This window comes from Pseudomonas sp. GM55, assembly GCF_000282395.1.
GTDB classification, from domain to species: domain Bacteria; phylum Pseudomonadota; class Gammaproteobacteria; order Pseudomonadales; family Pseudomonadaceae; genus Aquipseudomonas; species Aquipseudomonas fluorescens_CC.
This window is the reverse complement of the sequence record NZ_AKJJ01000004.1, coordinates 43,274-64,716: the sequence shown is the minus strand read 5'-3', so window position 1 is coordinate 64,716 and position 21,443 is coordinate 43,274. Positions and strand designations below refer to the sequence as shown.

Genomic DNA, 21,443 nt, shown 5'->3' with positions numbered 1-21,443 from the left:
TAGCGATTGATAACGGTTAATAATTTAAGCGCTCGTAGCGAAGTAGGATGATTATGTTTAATGGTGATAGACCTTTCATTAGCGGACAAGAATCCGAAATCAACCATTCAATGTGGTCTGCGACCGGTGGGGAAAAGCCAGAAAGCGTGATTCTGGCGCGGCAAGAATCCTGCGATGTCTTGATCATTGGCGGCGGATTCAATGGCGTGACTGCTGGGCTCCACTGTGCAGAACGCGGTGCCAGGACAATTTTGGTTGAAGCCCAAGAAATTGGTTCAGGTGCTAGCGGACGGAACGCAGGGCAGGTAAATCCTGGTCAGTTTCTCTCACCGGAACAAATTCTTCGTGCGCTAGGCCCAGATTACGGTCAGCTCTTTTTGAAGGAGTTGGGCAGCGCCCCTGATGTCGTCCGTCAATTGATACGCGATTACGGTATTGACTGTGCCGCTGACGAAAGGCCCATCATACGCTGTTCAACCTCTCCTCAGAAAACCAGAGAACTCGAAGCCCAAGCCTCCGATTGGCAAGCCTTGGGCGCAAATGTTCAGATGGTTTATGGTTCTGAACTTGAAGAGATGAATGGATCGACTCGGTATAAGGCTGCCCTGATCGACCATCGCGGTTTTACGCTTCAACCGCTTGCCTACGTGCGCGGGTTAGCGCGAGCCGCAGTCGCCAGAGGTCTTAGAATTTCTACCGGGTCTAAAGTGACATCCCTGGAACCTTCAGGTACCGGATGGGTCGCTACCACCCGCAATACGACAATAAAAGCCGACAAGGTCATTCTCTCAACCAACGCATACAGCAATGATCTTGTACCAGGCTTCAAAGAAGAAATAATGCCTCTTGGTGCCTTCGGTATTGCTACTGCTGATCCGCTACCTCCAGAGTGGAGAGAGCGAATTTTACCTCACTACATCGCCATGTGGGACACCCATAAAATACCGCTGTGGTTCAGGTATGACCCAGTTGGTCGACTACATGTTGGATCTATTGGATTTCTCCCCATTCATTCGGAGGGGGATAATTGGGTAAATCGCGCTATGAAGTTCGTCTACCCATTCGCGCCTACATTCAAATGGGGTTATCGGTGGTCGGGCACACTTGGCCAAACGGTCGATAGATTGCCGCATCTCGTTGAACCGCGCCCAGGCATCTTTGCAACCATCGGATGTAATGGGCGAGGCATTGCTCCAAATGCCTATTTCGGAAAAATGCTGGCTAAAATCGCACTCGGCGATGATGTAATCACTCCGTTGCCACTAAGAACGTCTTCGAAATATCCAATGCGTGAGATCGCATTAGAAGCGTATGACGCTGGAATTCGTTTCTATCGCAATACGTTACTTTTTACGTAACCAAGACGAAAAAAACTCGTGGGTTCTGCAGTGTTGTTGGAGACCTTTGTTCACGCATTAGCTAATACTTGAAAAATATTTCCAAGGGTTTGGCTTTTTTTAGAAGTCTATTCGGTTTTGCTTAGCTTTATCGGTGAAGATTGGAAACTGCTTTTGGTGAAGGAAGAATACACTGACTTCATCGAGCCAGATTAGCGAAATAGCGATATGAGTGGCCTCTAGGGCTGGTTGCGACGAGATGACCTATATTTCGGATCTATGTAGATAGGTGAAGAAAAATGAGTGTGAAATCAACAGAATGTAGTGCTCTTGATGAATTGGCGTCCAGGGTACAGGCCGATCTCCACGTTCTACGTTTTCCCCATGACCCTTGGGTGCTGCCCAAGACGCACCCTAGCGGCAAGCATGTCTATGACGTGGCGATCATTGGGGGAGGCCAGGGCGGGCTGGCAATTGCGGCGGGTCTTTTGCGCGAACGGGTTGATAACATCATTGTTTTTGATCAGCAGCCTAAGGGACTGGAAGGCCCGTGGAACAATACGGCGCGGATGCGCACTTTGCGTACCGTAAAGCATTTGCCAGGTATTGATGCGTCCTTAACCAGTCTTGCACCTCAAGCCTGGTACACAGCCAAATACGGTGAAGAGGCTTGGGAAGAGCTGATCAAAATTCCGAAAGGGGACTGGCAAGAGTATCTTACATGGTGTCGTGATACGCTGAAAATTCCAGTCGAGAATCTTACTGGTGTCTCCAACGTTATTCCAGAAGACAAACTGTTTCGACTAGAGCTGAACAGATTTGACGGTCGAGAGGAAATATTGTCTCGCGACGTTGTTTATGCTCGCAGAGTGGTTGTTGCGACGGGCGTTGATGGCAGCGGGGCGTGGCATGTACCCAAGTTCATCTCATCGGCATTGCCCAAAGATCGATATGCTTCTTCAGGAGAGCATATTGATTTTTCCAAGCTTGTAGGGAAGAAGATAGCTGTTCTCGGTGCAGGCGCATCTGCATTTGATAACGCTTCGACCGCGCTTGAGGCGGGAGCGTTAGAAGCGACTGTTTGTATTCGTCGCAAGGATATCCAGCGTATTAATCCTCAGATTTGGATGGCAAAAGCAGGGTTTCTTAATCATTACGCTGATATGGACGATTGCCTGAAGTGGAAATACATGCGGCATATGTTCAGATACAACATTCCTGCTCCGCAGGACGCCTACAATCGTTTGTCAGGTTTAGAAGGTGCGAGTGTTCGTACCAATGCCGCTTGGGAAGGGGTAAAACTTGTAGTTGATGGCGGAAAAGAACAAATTGAGGTAACCCTTGCGTCTGGAGACAGGCTCAAAGTGGACTACTTGATAGTCGCCGTTGGTTTTGTGAATGATTTTTCTCTACGTCCGGAGCTTTCAAGCATTGCCAATGACATAGCACTTTGGCAGGACAAATATAGCCCGGTTCATGGGGAGGAAGATGCTCAAATTTCCAGTCATCCCTACTTGGGTGAGAATTTTGAGTTCGTCGAGAAAAGGTCTGGGGAAGCCCCCTACATTTCGAAGATATTCAATTTTACCTACAGCGCGCTCGTCAGTATGGGGCTTTCCGGCTCCGCTATCAGCGGCTTTAGATATTCGGTTCCTCGTGCGGTGCGTGGTATCACCAAATCGCTATATCTTGAGGATGCTGAAGAAATTTATAATAAATTTACCGATTATGCTGAGCTTGAAATAGTAGGGGCCGTTCCCTTCAATAATTCAACTCAAAAAAGCAAAGTTTTCGCTGATTGAGTTAAGTGTCGTTGTTCGGCTCATGAAAGGTATCGGCAATCGGTACCTTTATTAATATCGAAGCTGTGGATTTTAATATTCTAAAAAGGGTAGGGTATTTTTATGAAAAATATTTCAACTTTGTTAGCGCCTGCTGCCGTCGGCCCATATTCGCAAGCAGTATGCCATGGCGAGTATCTGTTTGTTTCTGGACAACTAGGTATCGACCCTTCCAAGGGAGAGCTAGTGGCGGAAGATGCCATGCTTCAAATGAAACAGTGCCTCAGTAATATTTCAGCGATTGCTGGAGCAGCAGGTACTGATATTTCAAAGACTATAAAAACAACAATAATGGTTACGAACTTAGGTGATTTCGCCAGGTTGAATGAAGTGTATGCGTCCTATTTCTCTTCACCGTTCCCCGCTCGAGCCACGTTCGAGGTTTCCGCACTTCCGAAAGGAGCCCTCGTCGCAGTAGACGCAATTGTCGCATTGGACTGAATGTTGAATTAGTGGCCAAAACAGGATATTTATGAATCTTAATCTCGGAAATCAGGATAAAGAGTGGACTCGCTGGGCGATCGGCGTGTTGCAGGGGGATGCTAATCGCTCTGCCGATACACATCTGATTCCTTTTGATTTTAATGGGCTACCTGGGATATCGATTTATCTGAAAGATGAGTCTACTCACCCTACAGGCAGTCTGAAGCACCGCTTGGCACGATCGCTTTTCCTGTATGGCATCTGCAATGGCTGGATAAAGAAAGGTACTTTATTAGTCGAGGCATCTTCTGGTTCAACAGCTGTCAGTGAGGCGTATTTCGCTAAGCTCCTAAATCTGCCCTTTACTGCAGTAATGCAACGTTCCACCAGTTGCCAGAAAATCGATGCTATCAATCGATTAGGGGGGGCATGTCATTTTGTTGACAATCCTGGGGCTATTTATACGGTCGCCGAGCAACTTGCTCGTGAAACGGGTGGTCATTATTTAGATCAGTTTACAAATGCAGAGCGCGCTACTGACTGGCGCGGCAATAATAACATTGCCGAAAGTATATTTTCGCAAATGGCAATGGAGCAAGATCCTGAACCAGCTTGGGTGGTTATGAGTGCCGGCACTGGAGGAACATCAGCCACAATCGGAAGGTATATCAAGTATAAGCATCTGAATACTCGACTTTGTGTAGTTGACGTTGAACACTCCGCTTTCTACGAATCCTACGATACTGGGGATAAGGCGAGCACTTGTGCGACTCCGTCTCGCATCGAAGGTATTGGTCGGCCTAGGGTAGAGCCTTCGTTCATCCCTGATGTCATCGATCACATGATCAAGATTCCAGACGCCGCTTCACTTGCTGCCATGCACGTTCTTTCAGAGCGGTTATCGCGCCGTGTTGGTGGTTCTACGGGAACGAATTTCTTTGGTGTTTGTTGTATTGCGGAGCAAATGCGCTCACAGAAACAGACAGGTTCGATAGTGTCGGTAATTTGCGATTCGGGAGATCGTTATGCCTCTACATATTACGATGCTGATTGGCTTAAAGAAGCCAATATTGACATAAGGCCTTATGAGAAATATTTGAATTTGTTTCTCGATGGAAAGAGTTCGGATGTGTCACTGATCAGTCTTTGTAAAAATATATGCGGCAGTAGTGTTGTGGCTCATTGTTAGTTATTAATAATTTTATGGCTCTTATGCAATCTTTAAATGATTAGGCACCTGGTTCTTAAAAGCAGGTGCCTTTCGGTGCGCGCCAATCGATTTCTTGGGGATCAGCCGACGATCACTTCGCTGATCTGAATGATGGGCTTGAGACTGGTGTAATTGGCGATGTCCGCTCCGATAGCCTTGGCATGCGGCCCGAATGCGGAGGTGAACGCGTCGAGTGATTCGAAGAAGAGATGACCTATCGCAATGTAGGTTGGAGCGCTTCCAGGCACTGGGCCTTGAAGGCCTTTTTCAATAGTGAAGTGACTGCAGGCCCCGGCCATCTTCTGCTGAATCATCGTCATATGGTGCTCACGATAGTAATCGAAGTCGAAGGTTGCGCCAGCTTCATTCGGGTACAGAATGCTTACGTCAATCATTGGGTGTATTTCCCTGGTTTATTGATTAAACGGCGGCAACACCAACAGGGCGTTCGCCTGAGATGGTTGTTCGATGCATGAGGCGTAGGTGGCCGTCGTAGCCACCCTCTGCATTGTGAAGCGTGCAGCGGTTGTCCCACAGAGTAAGCATGTTCGGCGCCCATCGGTGACGGTAGATATATGTGTCCTGCACCATGTGCTGATACAAATAACTCAGCAGCGACGTTGATTCTCCATGAGTCAAACCCTGAATACCCTGCGTGTAGACAGGGCTCACATAGAGGGATTTGCGACCCGTTACGGGATGTACACGAACCAGCGGGTGTGGCCAGGTTTTGTCGGCGTCTTCACTGACCACTATCTTCATTGAGCGTGCTTCTGTCTCTTTTGCGAACAGGCCATTTTTGCCATAGGGCATGCTCGCAGAATGTATCGCGACGAGATGATTGATGAGTTCCTTCATGGTCTCAGAAAGATCATCGTAGGCACGATAGCCGTCGGCAAATAGCGTATCGCCGCCCACGGGCGGAGTGATCTTGGAATGTAGGATGGTTCCCGCTGGCGGCTGTTCCTGAAAGCTCCAGTCTGAGTGCCACTGTGCACCAAAGTTAACTGCCTTTTCATCAGCCTCGCGTCTGAGTTCGAGAATGTGCGGATGAGCCTCCATCGGGACGATATATGGGTCTACGCCGAACTCACCAAACTGAAGCGTGAACGCCTCCAGTTGTGTGTGGGAAAGAGGCTGATCCGGGAAGAAAATCACCGAGTGCCTAGCCCACGCTTCCTTCACCTCTCTTAGTACAGCTGCCGTGAGTGGCTTATCAATCGAGATACCAGTAATCCTAGCTCCAAAACCCTGAGCCTCGGGTTCCACCTGAATATGCCTAAAGTTGCTGTCCATCATCGCAGTCCCTTTCTCTCGTTTTTATAAATAAATCACAGGAAGACCGTGGAGGGATTCTCCGATGCCAGTCCTCTGCTGTCGTTGCTACCGTGCGACAGAGAATTGATTTGGGATGCCAATACCTTGGGCGGTTGGTGTTCCCACCTTTTAAATTGTCGTGTCGAAACAAATCTTTGGCGTGTGGTGCCATTCACGCCGATTCCCCACGTACCCACACTCAGCCAGGCTGCGTAGCGATTGCGCAGCAGTGATCAATAAAAATCCCGGAAAGGGCAGGGAAGGGACGAACGATGAGCGATTACGATCTGAGTTTTAAACGCGCGTTGGCTCGTGGCGAGCTAGACAGCAGGTTCGACACGATTGTCATAGGTTCTGGCGCAGGCGGCCTAAGCACAGCCGCATTGTTGGCGCTCGAAGGACAGCGCGTTTTGGTGCTCGAACGCCACGCGGTGTTGGGTGGTTGTTTGCAATCCTTCAAACGCCAGGGCTTCGAGTGGGACGTAGGCCTGCACTATATGGGCGAGGTACACCGCAAAACGAGTGGCCTCTATCGCCTTTTCGACAAAGTCTCAGGTAGTCAACTTGAATGGGCGCCCATGCCCGAAAACTACAATCGCATTATCGTAGGTGCCAATAGCTACGATCATATGGCCGGCGCAGAAGCCTACAAGGATCGACTCAAGGACTACTTTCCGAAGGATGCGCGCGCGATCGATCGTTACGTAGAGCTAGTGGGTGAAGCAAGCCGGGCTGCGAAATGCTTCTTCGGAGAGCGGGCGTTGCCACGTTCAGCGTCTGAGGCAGCGTTCACCAAGGCTCAGACTGCATTCATGCCACTTGCACAGCGCACAGTGCAGGGTGTTTTGGACGAATTGACTGACAACGCTGACCTTAAGGCAGTCTGGTGTGGGAACTACGGCGACTACTGCAATTCCCCTGCTGAGGCCTCTTTTGCGATCCATGCCATGGTTTTCGGCCATTACATCGATGGTGCGAGCTACCCCGTTGGCGGTTCGCAACGCATCGCCACAGCAATGGCCGACACTGTACGTGCTGCAGGAGGAGCTTGCCTTGTTACTGCTGAGGTTGTGAGCATCGAGATGTGTGATGGTTGCGTGGTAGGTGTAAAAACCGCTGACGGAAGCCTAATTCTCGCGGACAGAGTCGTCAGTGCGATTGGTATTTCTCAAACCGTACCGCTGCTGGCTCATGCAAGTCCAGAACTGGCGCAGCCATTGGGCGAGGCGACTAAGAGCATTGGTACAACTCAATGTTTTGCTGTGCTTAACCTTGGCATCGACATCGCAAACGCAGATCTGAACATTCATCCAGCCAATCTTTGGGTGCACCCAAGCAACGATCTACCAGCGAATCTCTCTCGGTATAAAGCTGATCCAGAGGGACAGCCCATGCCCCTTCATTTCATTGCCCATCCATCACTGCGGGATCCGAGTTGGGTCGACCGTCACCCTAAGCAGAGCACGATGGACGTCTGCGGCCTGACTGATTGGTCGGTGTTCGAGCGTTTCACTGGCACGAAGTGGAAGCACCGAGGTGCAGAGTACGAGGACATGACAGCAAGCCTTAGAGAAAACCTCTTGGCCGTGGCCTTAAAACATTATCCTCAAATCGGCGGACGCATTGCTCATGCCGAGTTGGCTACACCTCTAACCTTCAATCACTTTCTAAACCGTAGCCACGGCAATTTCATGGGGTATGAGCAAACGCCGCTTCGTTTTGCACAGCGTTGGATGCGCGCGCACGGCCCTGTTAAAGGTCTGTTCTTCGGCGGACAGGATGTGACCGCTGCCGGAGTCAGTGGCGCGATGGTCAGTGGGCTGGTCGCAGCGAGCGCCGTTCTTGAACGTGATCTTTTCCGAGAGCTTTAGCCCTCAAGTTCACACCGGGTCGAATCGGTCTTACAAGGCGCCCTTTGGTGGTCAGAACTCTCAGAACTGTTGATTGCAAGGGCCTTTCCTCCTGCAGAGAAGCTGCTTGCTAATTCATGGCGCAGCGCACTAGGTGCTTTACCGAAATGACCTCGCACAGCATGCGAAAAAGCGCTGGGCTCTGCATAGCCCAGCCGTTCTGCCAGCATCACAAGCGGCAGATTGGGATCAGCGAGGCCTTCCAATGCCTCGCTCATACGTACCGCTTCCAGTAATTGGCGGAAGGATGAGCCGCGCTCAGCCAATCGACGCTGAAGAGTACGCCTGCTGAGATCCAGCGAGCGCGCTACGCTGTCGCAATTCGCTTCCGAAAATCCCTGCGCTGCGATGGCTGCTGTCACGTAATCAACGAGCGTGTCGGAGCGACCCTGGGTTTTAAGCATCGTCTCCGCGCGACCGAGTACGATGCGAAGCAGTGTTGGATCAGCAGCCTGCCAAGGTGCGTCCAGCAGTTCAGCGCCAAATACAACACGAGCGTGCTCCACTCCGAGAATGACCGGACATTCAAAATAGACTTGATAGCGGTCGGCTAAACACACGTCAGTACCAGGTAGCTCAATTCTGGTTGGCCTTCGATCAGTCGGCATACAGTTATAGAGAAGGCGCATGTACGCGGCAAACAGCGAATCTATCTGGGCCGGATGCATGGCAACCGGGCTGGGTGTTACGTGGTAAACCAGCTGAACACCATTGTTGGAAACAGGTTCAACTGAAAAACGACCAGAGTTGCTAACTAACTGCTGCAGCCTGACCGTATGAGCGAGCGCGTGGCGCAATGAGCTACTGTGCATCAACACCAGTGCTACGACGTTCATCGATTGCAGTGGCAGTGCTACGCCAACCTTCAAGCCGAGCAGCGGATCCTGGGAGAGTTGCATCGCGCGCTGCCAAAGCCTCCTAACTTGCACGAGTTGCAGCTGCCGCGTAGGCGCCACGTCGTCCCACTGTTGAGTCCAGGGAGCGCCCAAACGGGAAGGCTCGATACCTTGCCGAGTCAGTTCCTCGATGACGCCTACAAGCCAAGTGGCACTGACGGTGAGAGGTCGGGTCATTGTATGTCCGTTAGCTGCCACGCAATGCTTGCTTGGAAAGAGGTGAGACCCTTACTTGGCGCTGCGTTGCAAATCGATTGCTCAGGGGCAGCGAAGTATTACGACAGACTGTGTAGCACGTCTGATAGGGATATTCCAAGGCCTGGCCGGCAGCGTCGATTTCGCTTCGAGATACGAGTAGGGGGAAGTCAGAGGATGCGGAAATGCTGCTATAGAAAACGGTCATTTTGATGAACGGGCAGTTTGGGGCTGCCCGCTATTTTGATATCACTTCAATGGAGCGTCTGATCAGATTTTTACGGGTTCACCTAAAACATGCATCAGGCGATTTGCCCAACCGAAGATGGCTGTGGCCAGCACGAGGTCGACAACCCCAAGCGTGTCAAAGCCGAGTTCTTTCAAGGCATCGGCATGCCGTGTATTCAGCATTGGGGGTGACTTGGCCAACTCAACCGCAAAGTCAAACAACGCCTGAGAGCGATCATCCAATTGTGCTTCGGTTTCGTCTGCAAAGATTTTTGCGACCAGCTCTGTACTTTTAGTCAGCTGATTGTATCGGGCGCCGTGTACTGCAGCGCAGTAGACGCATCGATTAACAATTGAAGAACCAATCGCCCCAAGTTCACGCTCAGCTGGGGGCAAGCCGGCGCGGCCATACATAATGGCGTTGAACAAAGGGGATCGCACCGCGAGCGATTCGGGGTCATGGGCGAGAGTGAGCACATACTCCGAGATTTTTTTGCTCGATGGAGTCACTTTCATCGCATCAAGCTGCTCTTGGCTCGCGCTTTCTAACTCAACAGGCTTGATGTACGGCGACCAATGAGGCACCGATACGGTGAAATTATGCACGACCTGGCTCATTTCATTTCTCCTGCAATTTTGAATCCTGCTACGACCCGGAGCTGGTAGTTCACGAAAGCGAGGACTTCAGTGAGCCTTACGATGTCCGGTTCTGAAATCCCAGCGGCCTTTAACGTATCGATATCTTGCTTTGTAGCTTCTCGCGGCTTTTGAGTGACCAGATCCGTGAATCGGATGATCGCCATAAAGCGTTCATCCCCGTAAGCGGACTGCTGAGGATTGGCGGCAACATAAAGGCCCTCTTCGCCACCTGCTGTCTCAAGACAAGCATGGTAGTGATCAGCCAATTCTTCAGAGTTGCTCAACCGAGCGATTCGTTCAGCAAGGGCTGCACGTTCTGCATGTGACAGACCACCGGGATCCTTCGGAATGATCACTGCATCATGGCTCGCTTGACTCAGCGCCATAATTTCTGCCCGCTCAGCAATGGCCATCGCAAGCGGAGAGTTTTCGTTTGCGCCGACAAGACGCTCGATAATGTTCGGAGTAAGCATAAGAGTTCCAATAGTTAGCGACGCGTTATTTCCTGAATGCAGCAGTGCTCGATAGCGACTAAAAAACACGTTCGCCGAACGTTAAAGAACGCTCGCAAGCGAAACGAACTTCGTGGTCATGAAAGCATCCAGTGCGCCAGGGCCTCCTTCGGTTCCGTATCCGGAATCTTTTACGCCGCCAAACGGGTGCTCGGGTAGGGCAACGCTGTGATGGTTGATCGAGATGGCGCCAGACTCGATGCCGTTAAACAGCTTATTAGCCGAGCTAAGCGATCGCGTGTATGCGTAGGCAGAGAGGCCGTATGGCAGTCTGTTGGCTTCCTTGATGGCTTCATCGATGTCGTCAAAAGAATTGATCAACGCAATCGGCCCGAACGGTTCTTCAACCATGGCGCGAGCGGTCACCGGTACATTGGTGAGAACGGTGGGTTCGAAGAAATAACCCTTGTCGCCTACGCGGTTGCCGCCAGTCTCCAGCTTCGCTCCATGGGATACCGCATCCGCCACGAGTTCCTCTGTTGCCTTAAGCCGGCCCAGGTGAGCCATTGGGCCCATTGTTACCGTCGGATCAAGACCGTCGCCCACCTTGATTGCGCGTGCGCCTTCCACGAAACGGGAAACAAACTCGTCGAACACTTTTGAGTGAACAATGAAGCGAGTCGGGGAGACACAGACCTGGCCCGCATTTCGATATTTAGCGGCGACAGAAATCTTGACTGCGGTTGCGATGTCCGCGTCGTCCATAACGATTACCGGCGCATGGCCACCCAGCTCCATTGTGGATCGCTTCATATGCAGCCCTGCGAGGCTTGCAAGCTTTTTGCCCACTGGTGTTGATCCGGTGAAGGTCACTTTCCGGATGGAAGGATGAGCAATCAAATACTCAGAAATCTGGCTCGAGTCGCCAAACAGTAGGTTTACGGCTCCTGGAGAAACGCCAGCGTCAGCGAATGCTTTCACAAGCTCAACAGCACACGTAGGTGCCTCGGTTGCGCCTTTTAAAATGATCGAACAGCCGGCGGCCAGCGCACCAGCGACCTTTTTCACCGCTTGAATGAGCGGAAAATTCCATGGCGCAAATCCCACTACAGGCCCGATAGGCTCCATCAAGGCAAACTGATGAATTCCTAATGCGCGCGAGGGGATGACACGCCCATACGCGCGTCTGCCTTCTTCAGCATGCCAATCGATGGTGTCTGCAGTTGCAGCGACTTCACCCATCGCCTCGGCCAAGGGCTTTCCGTGCTCAGCGGTGAGGGTGAGGGCGATATTTTCTGCGCGCTCACGAATCAGGTTTGCCGCTTTGTGCATAATCGTTGCGCGATCGAGCGCAGAGACTTGTTTCCAGGTGGCAAAACCTTTTTCCGCAGCGATTGCCGCGTCTTCTATGTCAGCCAAGCTAGCTTTCGCAATGAGTCCGATCTGCTCTTCAGTTGCCGGATTGATTACGGGGATCGATTCAGTGGGATGCGTGTTACGCCATACACCGCCAATAAACAATGGTATTTGTTCCATGATCACCTCTCATAGTTGCTAATGGTTTCAACGTCCCACGGCTTGGCTAAAAACTCATTGTGGTGCTCAGTTACAAGCTATCAACGACACATGGGCTTCAATAAAATATAGGGCATCTCCCAACGAAAAATTTTCCGTATTTTTCAAGAAAAGGCGCGAATTTAGAATTTACTTCCAATAATTATGCTGTCTGTAAAAAAATTATTTAATCGATGCCTCCGGTACGGTTGCGCGCCTACTACATGGGAGTTTCTGACTGTAGTCGTTCCGAGGTGATCCATGGGTATATCGATCCAACTTGGCTGGATAAAGCCACCTATCGGATGAGCGATTTTTTCTGATTAGAGTGAATGGCAGGGAATGACGGTGGACGGCTTTGCCCGCAGGGCAGGGGAGATCGTTTTTTTGCGACGTCAGTCGCGGCTAGCTTTTGATTTCAGAGCAACCCGAAAACCAAAAAAACTAGCCTTACCTCGAAACTCCGCGTGCGCCGGAGTACCGCTGTCGGAATCGTCTAGGCTACCGACGTGCGCATGGTAACGAACTCTTCGGCGGACGTCGGATGCACGGCGATGGTTTCGTCGAAAACGCGCTTGGTCGCGCCTGCCTTCAAGGCAATCGCCAGCCCCTGAACGATTTCCCCGGCATCCGGGCCAACCATGTGACAACCGAGAACCTTGTCGGTTTTGGCATCTACTACCAGCTTCATCAAGGTACGCTCCTGACATTCGGTCAGGGTCAGCTTCATCGGCCGGAAACGGCTTTCGAATATCACCACCTCGTGTCCGACTTCTCGCGCCTCCTCTTCGGTCAACCCGACAGTGCCGATGTTCGGCAAGCTGAACACGGCGGTCGGGATCATCTTGTAGTCCACCGGGCGGTATTGCTCGGGCTTGAACAAACGCCGCGCTACGGCCATGCCTTCCGCCAGAGCGACCGGAGTGAGCTGCACCCGACCAATCACATCGCCCAGGGCCAGGATCGACGGTTCAGCGGTTTGATACATTTCGTCGACCTCGACAAAACCTTTCTTGTCGAGTTTGACCCCAGTGTTTTCCAGTCCTAGGTTGTCGAGCATCGGACGTCGACCGGTAGCGTAGAGCACGCAGTCCGCCTCAAGCTGACGACCATCCTTGAGGGTTGCTTTCAGGCTGCCATCGGCTTGCTTGTCGATGCGCTCGATGTCGGCATTGAACTGCAGGTTCATGCCGCGCTTGGTCAGCTCTTCCTGCAAATGTTTGCGCACTGCACCGTCAAAGCCGCGCAGGAACAAATCGCCGCGATATAGCAGCGTAGTCTCGGCGCCCAACCCGTGGAAGATCCCGGCGAACTCCACCGCAATGTAACCACCACCCACCACCAGAACACGCTTCGGCAGTTCTTTGAGGAAGAATGCCTGATTGGAACTGATCGCATGCTCATGACCCGGAATCTCCGGACTTTGTGGCCAGCCACCGGTAGTGATCAGAATGTTCTTGGCGGTGTGACGCTCACCATTGATCTCGACCGTGTGCGGGTCGATGATCTTGGCGTGGCCTTCATGCAAGGTCACGCCGCTGTTGACCAGCAAATTGCGGTAGATGCCGTTCAGTCGATTGATCTCACGATCTTTGTTGGCAATCAGCTTCGCCCAGTCAAACTTCGCCTCGCCCGGCGTCCAGCCAAAACCTTGCGACTGCCCGAAGTCTTCGGCGAAGTGCGCGCCGTAGACCAGCAACTTTTTCGGCACGCAGCCAACGTTCACACATGTACCGCCCAGATAGCGGCTCTCGGCCACAGCCACTTTCGCGCCAAAACCGGCGGAGAAACGCGCAGCCCGCACGCCTCCGGAACCGGCACCAATCACGTAAAGGTCAAAATCGTAGGGCATTTTCAATCTCCTCGGCAGGCACCCAGCATAAGAGCGGTTGGCTAATAGCGTGCCGGACTGTCGTAGGAAGTCTGCAACTCATCGAGCACAGGCCCTATAGTTTTTCTTAGTCATTTCTAGAGGGTGATCAGAATCTACCATCCGATTGGTAGGGTTGCAAGGGCGCGCTGACTATGACGCCCACATCTTGTGGGCACGTTAGGCAACTTCTGTCGCGGATGGGCGATACAGTTCCGATGGGGGCACTGTTATAAACATGAATTGAATGACACGCCACGACCACTGGCTAAATTCCCTATCTCGGAATTATTCCATGGTCTATTGCATACTTTACCAACGCAGCAGGTTTGTCGATATTGGTTTTGCGTCGAATGCTCAAGCGATGGGTTTCTACAGTCCTGACACTGATGTTCAATTCTCGTGCCATTTCCTTGTTGTTCAGCCCTTGAGTCATTTTATATAAAACTTGGTTTTCCCGGGGCGTTAGCTCGTTGATAATACTATCATCAAGAAGCAGCTTTTGTGCGATTTCAGCACTGTAGAAAGTACCTCCGTTTTTAATTGCTTCAATCGCAGCGACAATCTCTCTTGAGGGTGCGTTTTTCAATACATAGCCACTCGCACCGGAGCGTAGGGATTCACTTACATACTCTTTACTATCATACATGCTGAGCACGAGCACCTTCAGGGTGGGGAACCTGTCACGTATTTTTCGCGTCAGCTCAAGACCGTTTATGTCGGGAAGGTTGATGTCGACCAATAGAAGATCAGGATTGCAGTGCTCAACCATCACCATAGCATCCGCACCATTTTCAGCCTCACCAACCACGGTCACAGTCGGAATGACGGATAGTAGAGCTCTGATCCCATCGCGCACTAAGGTGTGATCATCGACCAAGGCCAGCCGGATTTGTGTTGGTAAGTTCATTAAGTGTGCCAACTGTTATCGATGTCGGAAAAGTCAGATTTTCTTACAGGGAATACTTATCACGATATCCAGCTCGCTCCGGCCAAGTGCTGATGCCATATTAAATTGACCCCCAAAGTGCTATGGCATTTTCGCCGGGAAGCAATGCCTAGGGTTACAGATACCTAGAGCTCCAGGCAGTAATGCATGACGCAACATAATCCGCATCCTGACTATTAGTAAGCAAGTGGTCAGCCGAGTCGAGTGAAATGAAGCTCTTGGGGTGTTTAGCTGTTAGGTAAATTTTCTGGGCTTGCTCTATTGATACAACGCTGTCTGCTGGGGAATGAAAAATAAGCAATGCGCGTCGTAGGTTAGCGATATTTGTATCCTGCTGTTGGGTTTCAATATCATCGAGAAACTGCCTTTTTATAGTAAACTCTCTTCCTGCCAGCATTACTTTGTATTCACCAATGTCTCTGATCGCTTCTACGTGACCTTTGAACTGCTTCAGGACATGGGTCGCGTCAGCGGGGGCACCTATTGTCACCACGCCTTTTGCCTCTGGGATGTACTTCGCCGCTGCTATGACTGCGGCTCCGCCCAAACTATGGCCAATCAAGATGGATGGAGCCTGGTATGTATCACGCAAAAACTCCGCCGCCGCTACCAAGTCGGCAACGTTGGAGGAAAAATTGCTGTTGGAGAAGTCTCCTTCACTGCTGCCTAGACCTGTGAAATCAAATCGCAGTACAGCGATATTATTGTCGACTAGCGCCTTAGCAATTCTCGCGGCAGCTTTAATATCCTTCCCACAGGTGAAGCAGTGGGCGAACAATGCATAGGCTTTGGGCGCCTCCGGTGTCTCAAGCAGACCTGACAGGCTTATACCCTGGGCGTTTCGGAACGTTATCTTTTGTTTGCTCATCATGAATTTCCTTGAACGGCTCTGATACCTGGCCTGGTGCGTGCCGGTAGGCCCGCAGCTTTATCTCTACCAGATGTTTGTGCTCAAACTGCTCAAGGGCTGCTTTAAAGCGCCGTTTGGCAATCCAGCACCAAGGGCAGACAAAATCTGACCTCAGATAGTGTTCACTAGAAAGTGAAAACCATTGGGTTTATTGAGGGGTTGATGATGAGTGTCCTGCACTCGGCATCAAGCAAAAATACGCAAAAGAATACTAGCAATGATCACCGTCGAAGCGCCGCCGAGGCGGGTGGAGATCTGAGCGAATGGCATCAGCGACATACGATTGGAGGCTGAGAGGATCGCAACATCCCCGGTACCGCCAAGGCCGCTGTGGCAGCAGGTCACGATGGCTGATTCGATGGGGTACATTTTCATCAGGTTGCCAATGAAAAAACCTGCGATGGCCATTGAGGCAACGACGGATACGCAGACTAGGACATAACTGATAGAAAAGACTTTTACGACGCTATCGAGAGGGACATACAACATGCCCAAGCCGATCATTACCGGCCAAATGAAGGCGGAAGAAATCAGCTTGTAGAAAGCGCTTGTGCCTTTCTCCAGTTTTTCCGGCAGAACGCGAACGTACTTAAAAAGTACAGCGGCCAAGATCATCAGGACAGGGCCAGGAATCCCCAAGACTTTTTCAAGCAGGCCGCCAAGGACGAAGAATGCACAGATGACCAGAATGCCTGCACCTATCACTCTGAAATCGATAGTCGAGCCGTTATCTTCCCTGGCTTGGAATTTATCATTCTCGTCTTTGGCACGGATCAATGAACCCTCGCCATTGAGATGCGGGCGTTTTAGCGCCAGCCGGGCCAAGTAGCCGGCACAGATAATCGCCGCGATGTTGCCGACTACAGCGGCAGGCACCAATTTAGCAACGTAGATATCCGGCGTACCGCCGAGAATAGCTGAGTAAGCAAGCGATAAAGGCAGGATTCCCTCACCAATACCCCCGCCAATAATGGGAACAATGATAAAGAAGAAGGTGTGGTAGAAACTATAGCCGACGAGTTTTCCCACAATGAGTCCGCTTGCCACGGCAGCCAGGGTTCCGACGAGAAGAGGTATGAACATCCTCATCATGCCCTGAATCAAAATAAATCGGCTCATCCCGAGAATACTGCCGACTACCAGGCTGGCAATCACGAAGTACAAAAAGTTGGCTTCTTTCATCAGCATTTTTGTAGCGTCAATCGTGGCTGGCCCGAAGAAGCCGTAGAACACCAAAATCGATGGCAGCATCAAGCACAGAATGGCTCCTCCTCCGATTTCCTTCAGAATCGGAAGACGCGAACCCAGTTGGCCGAAGAACATACCCATCGTCATGATGACGGCGAGGCCACCGATCATGTTATTAGGCAAAAAACCCAAGTGTGCCGAGAGATATACGATTACGGCGATGCCGAGAAAAATTGGGAGTGGGATTACCCCTATTTCGTAACCGCACAGGCTACGCAGTTGACGCAACCCGCCATCACGGGGAGCATCGATTTTCAGGGACTGCTCATAAGACTTGTTCATGTCGCTATTCCTCATACAGCATCACTGACTTGGCGCCAGCCTCAACCTGTTCCGCAGTGTAAATACCCGGGGTATACAAATAGCCACGGGCCTCCAGTCCTTCTGTGATCAGACCGGCAGACGCTTGCTGCGCGTAGTAGAGAGCGATAAGTTCATTTGAATTGTTTTTCAGCGTTCGAGTGCGAGTCATGTGGGCTAAAACGACACGGTTGGCTAATAGCGTTCAGCACAGATCGTAGGCGTGAAAAGCTCATTCATGAAAAGTCTCGCAGTTTATTGGCTGGGCGGATGGCAGCAATTAGTTCTGATATTCCCGCAATGCCCTGCATTAAGGTTTGTCGAACGCATCCAAAACGTGAGTGCTGTAGACCAATGCAGCACCGGCGTTCATGTTGATTGCTACACCCAATGCTTCAGCAACCTCTTCAGTAGTTACACCAAGCTTTTTGGCCTCAGCAGCGTGGAAAGCGATGCAGCCATCACAGCGGGTGGTCACCGCTACGGCGAGCGAAATCAGTTCACGAGTTTTAGCATCGAGGTGGTTTGTTTTTGCGCCGGCGCTCCCTAGAGAAGCCATACCTTTCATGGTCTCTGGGGACAGGCCATTCAGCTGTACTAGGCGGGCGCTGATGTCTTTTCGAGTTTGCTTCCAATCTTGCATGGGGACTCACCTGGGCGGGGCGCCCTGTAGGTTTACGGGAGGAGATGTGAATCCGATAGAATCTACCATCTAGTTGGTAGGCTTTCAAGGGGGCGCGACAGCCGACTTGATCGTATGTGTAGTGAGGGCATTGCGAAGGGGGAGGGAATGGGCGTGACAATTCAGTAGCGGTAGGAGAATTTGGTGGAATCTTGTCGCTCGGATATTGGCTTTGCCCAATGTCCTCGAGGTTCGCCTCTCTTAAATCCGCCTGGTCAAGCTTATGAGCATCTCACCAAAGATGCATTGGAGAAGTTAGTAATCAAGACCGCTTAACAAGTCAGGGCGTCGAAAGACGCCCTTGTTCATCGCTCTTAACAGCTAAGCCGATGCTTAGGCTCTTCTCTTTAGGCCCAGATCAAAGTCATGCTTTGATCTGGGCGCAGACCGCCTGAGTCGAAATTCCGTAACGATCATGCAGCTTAGGTAAGGCGCCAGCATCTAGGAAAGCATCGGGCAACGCGATTTGCCTGAAGGTTGGTGTTACGCCGTTACGTAGCAAGACCGTTGCAACGGCTTCACCCAATCCACCGATAATCGAGTGGTTTTCTGCGGTAACGACCAAGCGACCGGACTTCCTCGCTTCAGCGAGAATGGTTTGCTCATCCAGTGGTTTGATCGTCGGTACGTGCAGTACAGCGACATCAACTCCGTCCGCTTGTAGCTCTTTGGCCGCTTCCAGTGCGCGCATCGTCATCAAGCCGGTGGAGATGATCAACACATCGTTACCGGTGCGCAGGGTTTTGGCCTCGCCGATCTCGAATTTGTAGCCGTACTCGTCCAGCACCAGCGGCACATTTCCGCGCAACAGCCGCATGTAGACCGGCCCTTGATGCGCCGCGATAGCGGGCACCGCCTGTTCGATTTCCAGTGCATCACACGGATCGACAATCATCAGGTTGGGCATGGCACGGAAGATCGCCAGGTCATCCGTGGCCTGGTGGCTTGGGCCGTAGCCAGTGGTCAGGCCGGGCAGGCCGCAGACGATTTTGACGTTGAGGTTTTCCTCGGCAATCGCCATGCAAATGAAGTCATAGGCACGGCGCGAGGCGAACACGGCGTAGGTCGTGGCGAACGGCACAAAACCTTCACGTGCCATCCCTGCTGCAGCACTCATGAGCAACTGTTCGGCCATGCCCATCTGATAGAAACGATCCGGGTGGGCCTTGGCGAAAATGTGCAGATCGGTGTATTTGGACAAGTCGGCGGACATACCCATGATGTCTGAACGCTGATCCGCTAGCGCGGTTAGGTGCGCCTACCAACGCTGAGCGTACGTTTCTGGCCGATTGCTGACAGTCGAGAAGGGCAGTTGAATCCACAACCCAAAGCTGTCGGTCGTACAGGATTTACAATCGGAGGCTCAGATGAGCGGCCCGGTAGCCTTCAAGACGGTGCATCCAAGGCGGCCACGTCGAACAGGCAATTCAATCGCGACCTGAGCAAACACGGCTAGGCGCGGGTACGCCGGTATAGTCGACTCTATTGCCTAGCGTATTTTCCGGAGCCTCCATCCAGTGTCTGACTTGCTGATCAACGCCGCCTACACAAAACGCTTCGACCTGGTACTCGCCTACATTGACGCCAATCTCGAAGGTGACTTGTCTGTGAGGATGTTGAGCCAAGTCGCGAATTTTTCGGTGTTTCACTTCCATCGACAATTCACCGCGTTCGTGGGCGTGCCTGTTTCACGTTATGTACAACTGATGCGACTACGACGCGCGGCGCATTGCTTGTCCTCCCTCGCGGATTACTCGGTGCTGGACGCCGCTTTTGGTGCGGGTTTCGAAAGCCCCGAAGCATTTTCCAGGGCGTTCAGACGGGCGTTCGGTACGACGCCGAGTGCATTCAGGAAGCAGCCGAATTGGCAGGTCTGGAGTGCGGTGTTCACCATCCCTCATTTTTCCAGGAGCATCATCATGCAGATACGAATTGTGGAGTTTCACGAAGTCAGGGTTGCAGCATTAGAGCATTGCGGAGCGCCCGGGCTCATTAATGAGAGTGTCCGTAAATTTATCGAGTGGCGCATGCAGAGCGGACAGTCGCCGGTGGCATCAAGTCGCAGCTTTGGTATTCCTTTCGGCAACCCCGATACGACCCCGGCCGAAGAGTTCCGGTTTGCAATTTGCGGCGAGATTCACGAGGCGGTAGCAGCGAATGAGTTCGGCGTAACCGAGAGGGTTATCCCTGGCGGGCGCTGCGTCGTGGTGCGTCACGTGGGCTCGACGGATCACATCGGCGAATCGATCTATCCGATCTATCGCGACTGGCTCCCTACCAGTGGCGAGGAGCTTCGAGACCAGCCGCTGTTCTTCGATTATCTAAGCATTTTCCCCGAGACACCGCAGGATCAATGGCAGACCGATATTTATGTGCCTTTGCAATAGCGCACAGGTCGCTACTGGTTTGAAACGATCGTCCTTGAGTTCATCGTTGTAAGCTGCCTCTCGCCAAGGGGCAGCTATTGGCCGTTTACTGCCTGTCACGAAGGGTTGCAATCGACCCAGAACGGCCGTTTACGAAACCGGTTCAATGATCGCTAGGTTCCAGCCAGTCAGAATGAAGTTGCGGAAAACGCTCTTGCAGCCACTCAATAAAAACTTGAACCTGTGGCGCCAGGTGCGTCCGGCTTGGGTATAGCAACGACACAGGGCGAGGGGCTGGCCGATAGGGCTTTAGAATTTCCACCAAACCGCGACTGTCCAAATGCTCGGCCACGGTGATCCCAGGTGCCTGGATTATTCCGAAGCCCGACACGCCGCACTGAACGTACGCATTCGACTCGGTGACGGTGATGCCGGCGTTACTCACAAACGCTCGATCCTGACCTTTTACCGAGAAATGCCAAGGCAATGTCCTGTTGCTCTGACCGGACAAGAAGTTGACGCCACGATGGGAGGCCAGATCGTCGAGTGTTTCGGGTTCGCCATGCTCGTGCAAATACTCGGGCGCTGCACACGTCACCATGGTCGCCATCGCGATAGGACGAGCGATCAAGGTCGAATCCGGTAGGTCGCCGATACGCAACGCACAGTCGATGCCTTCACCGATCAGGTCGACGGCCCGGTCAGTCACGCCCAGAACCATGTTGATACCAGGGTAGGAGGCGGTGAATTCTTTAAGGCTTTTGATGAATTCCATTTGCGCGAAAGCGGTCGGGATGTCGACGCGAAGTCGGCCTGCGAGCGTAGCTCCGGATCGGTCGAACATCGAGGTCGCAGCAGAAATACCCGCCAGAATTTCCTGTACCCGCTCATAGAACCTCTCGCCCTCGGCGGTGAGTGCCACCTTTCTCGTGGTGCGCTGGAACAGGCGCACGCCCAATGACGTCTCCAACTCCTGGATATACCGAGTGACCTGAGGTCGCCCGATGTCCAGCGATTCGGCGGCTTTGGTAAAGCTGCCGAGTTCGGCAAGTCTGGCGAACAGTCGCATCGATTGAAGTAATTCCATGACGCTTTCCTATGAACCCCGCCTGACTC

General features: G+C 52.0%; 19 protein-coding genes and 2 pseudogenes. 6 read left to right on the top strand and 15 right to left on the bottom strand.

Going from position 1 to position 21,443, the window contains the following annotated elements:
* The first annotated feature begins 47 nt into the window (after window positions 1-47).
* The 4 genes from PMI31_RS29600 (at window position 48) to PMI31_RS29590 (ending at window position 4,790) form a co-directional block, all read left to right on the top strand.
* On the top strand, window positions 48-1,358 hold the full coding sequence (locus PMI31_RS29600) for an NAD(P)/FAD-dependent oxidoreductase (RefSeq protein WP_238539261.1): 1,311 nt from the start codon (window positions 48-50) through the stop codon (window positions 1,356-1,358).
* Window positions 1,359-1,636: 278 nt separating this feature from the next.
* Window positions 1,637-3,139: an FAD-dependent oxidoreductase gene (locus tag PMI31_RS01335; protein WP_008015721.1), complete on the top strand. Its 1,503-nt coding sequence runs from the start codon at window positions 1,637-1,639 to the stop codon at window positions 3,137-3,139.
* 102 nt (window positions 3,140-3,241) lie between these two features.
* Window positions 3,242-3,619, top strand: coding sequence for a Rid family detoxifying hydrolase (locus PMI31_RS29595; protein ID WP_081500263.1), 378 nt, complete (start codon window positions 3,242-3,244; stop codon window positions 3,617-3,619).
* Window positions 3,620-3,650: 31 nt separating this feature from the next.
* The gene (locus tag PMI31_RS29590; RefSeq protein ID WP_008015720.1) at window positions 3,651-4,790 is read left to right on the top strand and encodes a PLP-dependent cysteine synthase family protein; all 1,140 of its coding nucleotides are present in this window, start codon (window positions 3,651-3,653) and stop codon (window positions 4,788-4,790) included.
* Window positions 4,791-4,891: 101 nt separating this feature from the next.
* Here the strand turns inward: PMI31_RS29590 and PMI31_RS01330 are convergent, their stop codons facing one another.
* Window positions 4,892-5,206: an EthD family reductase gene (locus PMI31_RS01330; RefSeq protein ID WP_008015719.1), complete on the bottom strand. Its 315-nt coding sequence runs from the start codon at window positions 5,204-5,206 to the stop codon at window positions 4,892-4,894.
* Window positions 5,207-5,231: 25 nt separating this feature from the next.
* Entirely contained in the window at window positions 5,232-6,110 is an 879-nt protein-coding gene (locus PMI31_RS01325; RefSeq protein WP_008015718.1) for a TauD/TfdA dioxygenase family protein, read from the bottom strand.
* Window positions 6,111-6,400: 290 nt separating this feature from the next.
* On the opposite strand from PMI31_RS01325, the gene PMI31_RS01320 reads away from it, so the two are divergent.
* Window positions 6,401-7,999 (top strand): phytoene desaturase family protein, encoded by a 1,599-nt coding sequence (locus PMI31_RS01320; protein ID WP_008015717.1) that lies wholly within the window; start codon window positions 6,401-6,403, stop codon window positions 7,997-7,999.
* Here the strand turns inward: PMI31_RS01320 and PMI31_RS01315 are convergent.
* The 12 genes and pseudogenes from PMI31_RS01315 to PMI31_RS01265 form a co-directional block, all read right to left on the bottom strand.
* Complete coding sequence (locus PMI31_RS01315) at window positions 7,996-9,111, bottom strand: AraC family transcriptional regulator (protein WP_008015716.1); 1,116 nt, start codon at window positions 9,109-9,111, stop codon at window positions 7,996-7,998. The two genes, PMI31_RS01320 and PMI31_RS01315, sit on opposite strands and share 4 nt — an antisense overlap.
* A 288-nt stretch (window positions 9,112-9,399) precedes the next feature.
* The gene (locus PMI31_RS01310; protein ID WP_008015715.1) at window positions 9,400-9,975 is read right to left on the bottom strand and encodes a peroxidase-related enzyme; all 576 of its coding nucleotides are present in this window, start codon (window positions 9,973-9,975) and stop codon (window positions 9,400-9,402) included.
* Complete coding sequence (locus PMI31_RS01305; RefSeq protein WP_008015713.1) at window positions 9,972-10,469, bottom strand: CMD domain-containing protein; 498 nt, start codon at window positions 10,467-10,469, stop codon at window positions 9,972-9,974. Before PMI31_RS01305 ends, PMI31_RS01310 begins: the two co-directional genes overlap by 4 nt.
* 81 nt (window positions 10,470-10,550) lie before the next feature.
* Window positions 10,551-11,984 carry an NAD-dependent succinate-semialdehyde dehydrogenase gene (locus PMI31_RS01300; protein ID WP_008015712.1) on the bottom strand — a complete coding sequence of 478 codons (1,434 nt, stop codon included), beginning with the start codon at window positions 11,982-11,984 and terminating at the stop codon, window positions 10,551-10,553.
* A gap of 514 nt (window positions 11,985-12,498) precedes the next feature.
* A complete protein-coding gene (gorA, locus tag PMI31_RS01295; RefSeq protein WP_008015711.1) occupies window positions 12,499-13,854 on the bottom strand; it encodes a glutathione-disulfide reductase in 1,356 nt (451 codons plus the stop codon).
* A 295-nt stretch (window positions 13,855-14,149) separates the two neighbouring features.
* On the bottom strand, window positions 14,150-14,782 hold the full coding sequence (locus PMI31_RS01290; protein WP_008015709.1) for a response regulator: 633 nt from the start codon (window positions 14,780-14,782) through the stop codon (window positions 14,150-14,152).
* 154 nt (window positions 14,783-14,936) lie between these two features.
* Window positions 14,937-15,689 carry an alpha/beta hydrolase family protein gene (locus tag PMI31_RS01285; protein WP_052037635.1) on the bottom strand — a complete coding sequence of 251 codons (753 nt, stop codon included), beginning with the start codon at window positions 15,687-15,689 and terminating at the stop codon, window positions 14,937-14,939.
* Window positions 15,628-15,846 (bottom strand): DsbA family protein, encoded by a 219-nt coding sequence (locus tag PMI31_RS31680; RefSeq protein WP_081500264.1) that lies wholly within the window; start codon window positions 15,844-15,846, stop codon window positions 15,628-15,630. The genes PMI31_RS01285 and PMI31_RS31680 overlap by 62 nt, the downstream gene beginning before the upstream one ends.
* A gap of 71 nt (window positions 15,847-15,917) precedes the next feature.
* Window positions 15,918-17,261, bottom strand: a complete 1,344-nt coding sequence (locus PMI31_RS01280) for a 2-hydroxycarboxylate transporter family protein (RefSeq protein WP_008015707.1) — start codon at window positions 17,259-17,261, stop codon at window positions 15,918-15,920.
* A gap of 14 nt (window positions 17,262-17,275) precedes the next feature.
* A pseudogene (locus PMI31_RS01275) lies at window positions 17,276-17,519 on the bottom strand (oxidoreductase); the annotation flags it as partial.
* A 70-nt stretch (window positions 17,520-17,589) separates the two neighbouring features.
* Entirely contained in the window at window positions 17,590-17,922 is a 333-nt protein-coding gene (locus PMI31_RS01270) for a carboxymuconolactone decarboxylase family protein (RefSeq protein WP_008015705.1), read from the bottom strand.
* 403 nt (window positions 17,923-18,325) lie between these two features.
* Window positions 18,326-19,213, bottom strand: a pseudogene (locus tag PMI31_RS01265) (transketolase family protein); the annotation flags it as partial.
* 265 nt (window positions 19,214-19,478) lie between these two features.
* Here PMI31_RS01265 and PMI31_RS01260 point away from each other — a divergent pair.
* Complete coding sequence (locus PMI31_RS01260) at window positions 19,479-20,348, top strand: AraC family transcriptional regulator (protein WP_008015703.1); 870 nt, start codon at window positions 19,479-19,481, stop codon at window positions 20,346-20,348.
* 142 nt (window positions 20,349-20,490) lie between these two features.
* Here PMI31_RS01260 and PMI31_RS01255 read toward each other — a convergent pair whose 3' ends face one another.
* The gene (locus PMI31_RS01255) at window positions 20,491-21,414 is read right to left on the bottom strand and encodes a LysR family transcriptional regulator (RefSeq protein ID WP_008015702.1); all 924 of its coding nucleotides are present in this window, start codon (window positions 21,412-21,414) and stop codon (window positions 20,491-20,493) included.
* Window positions 21,415-21,443 lie beyond the last annotated feature (29 nt).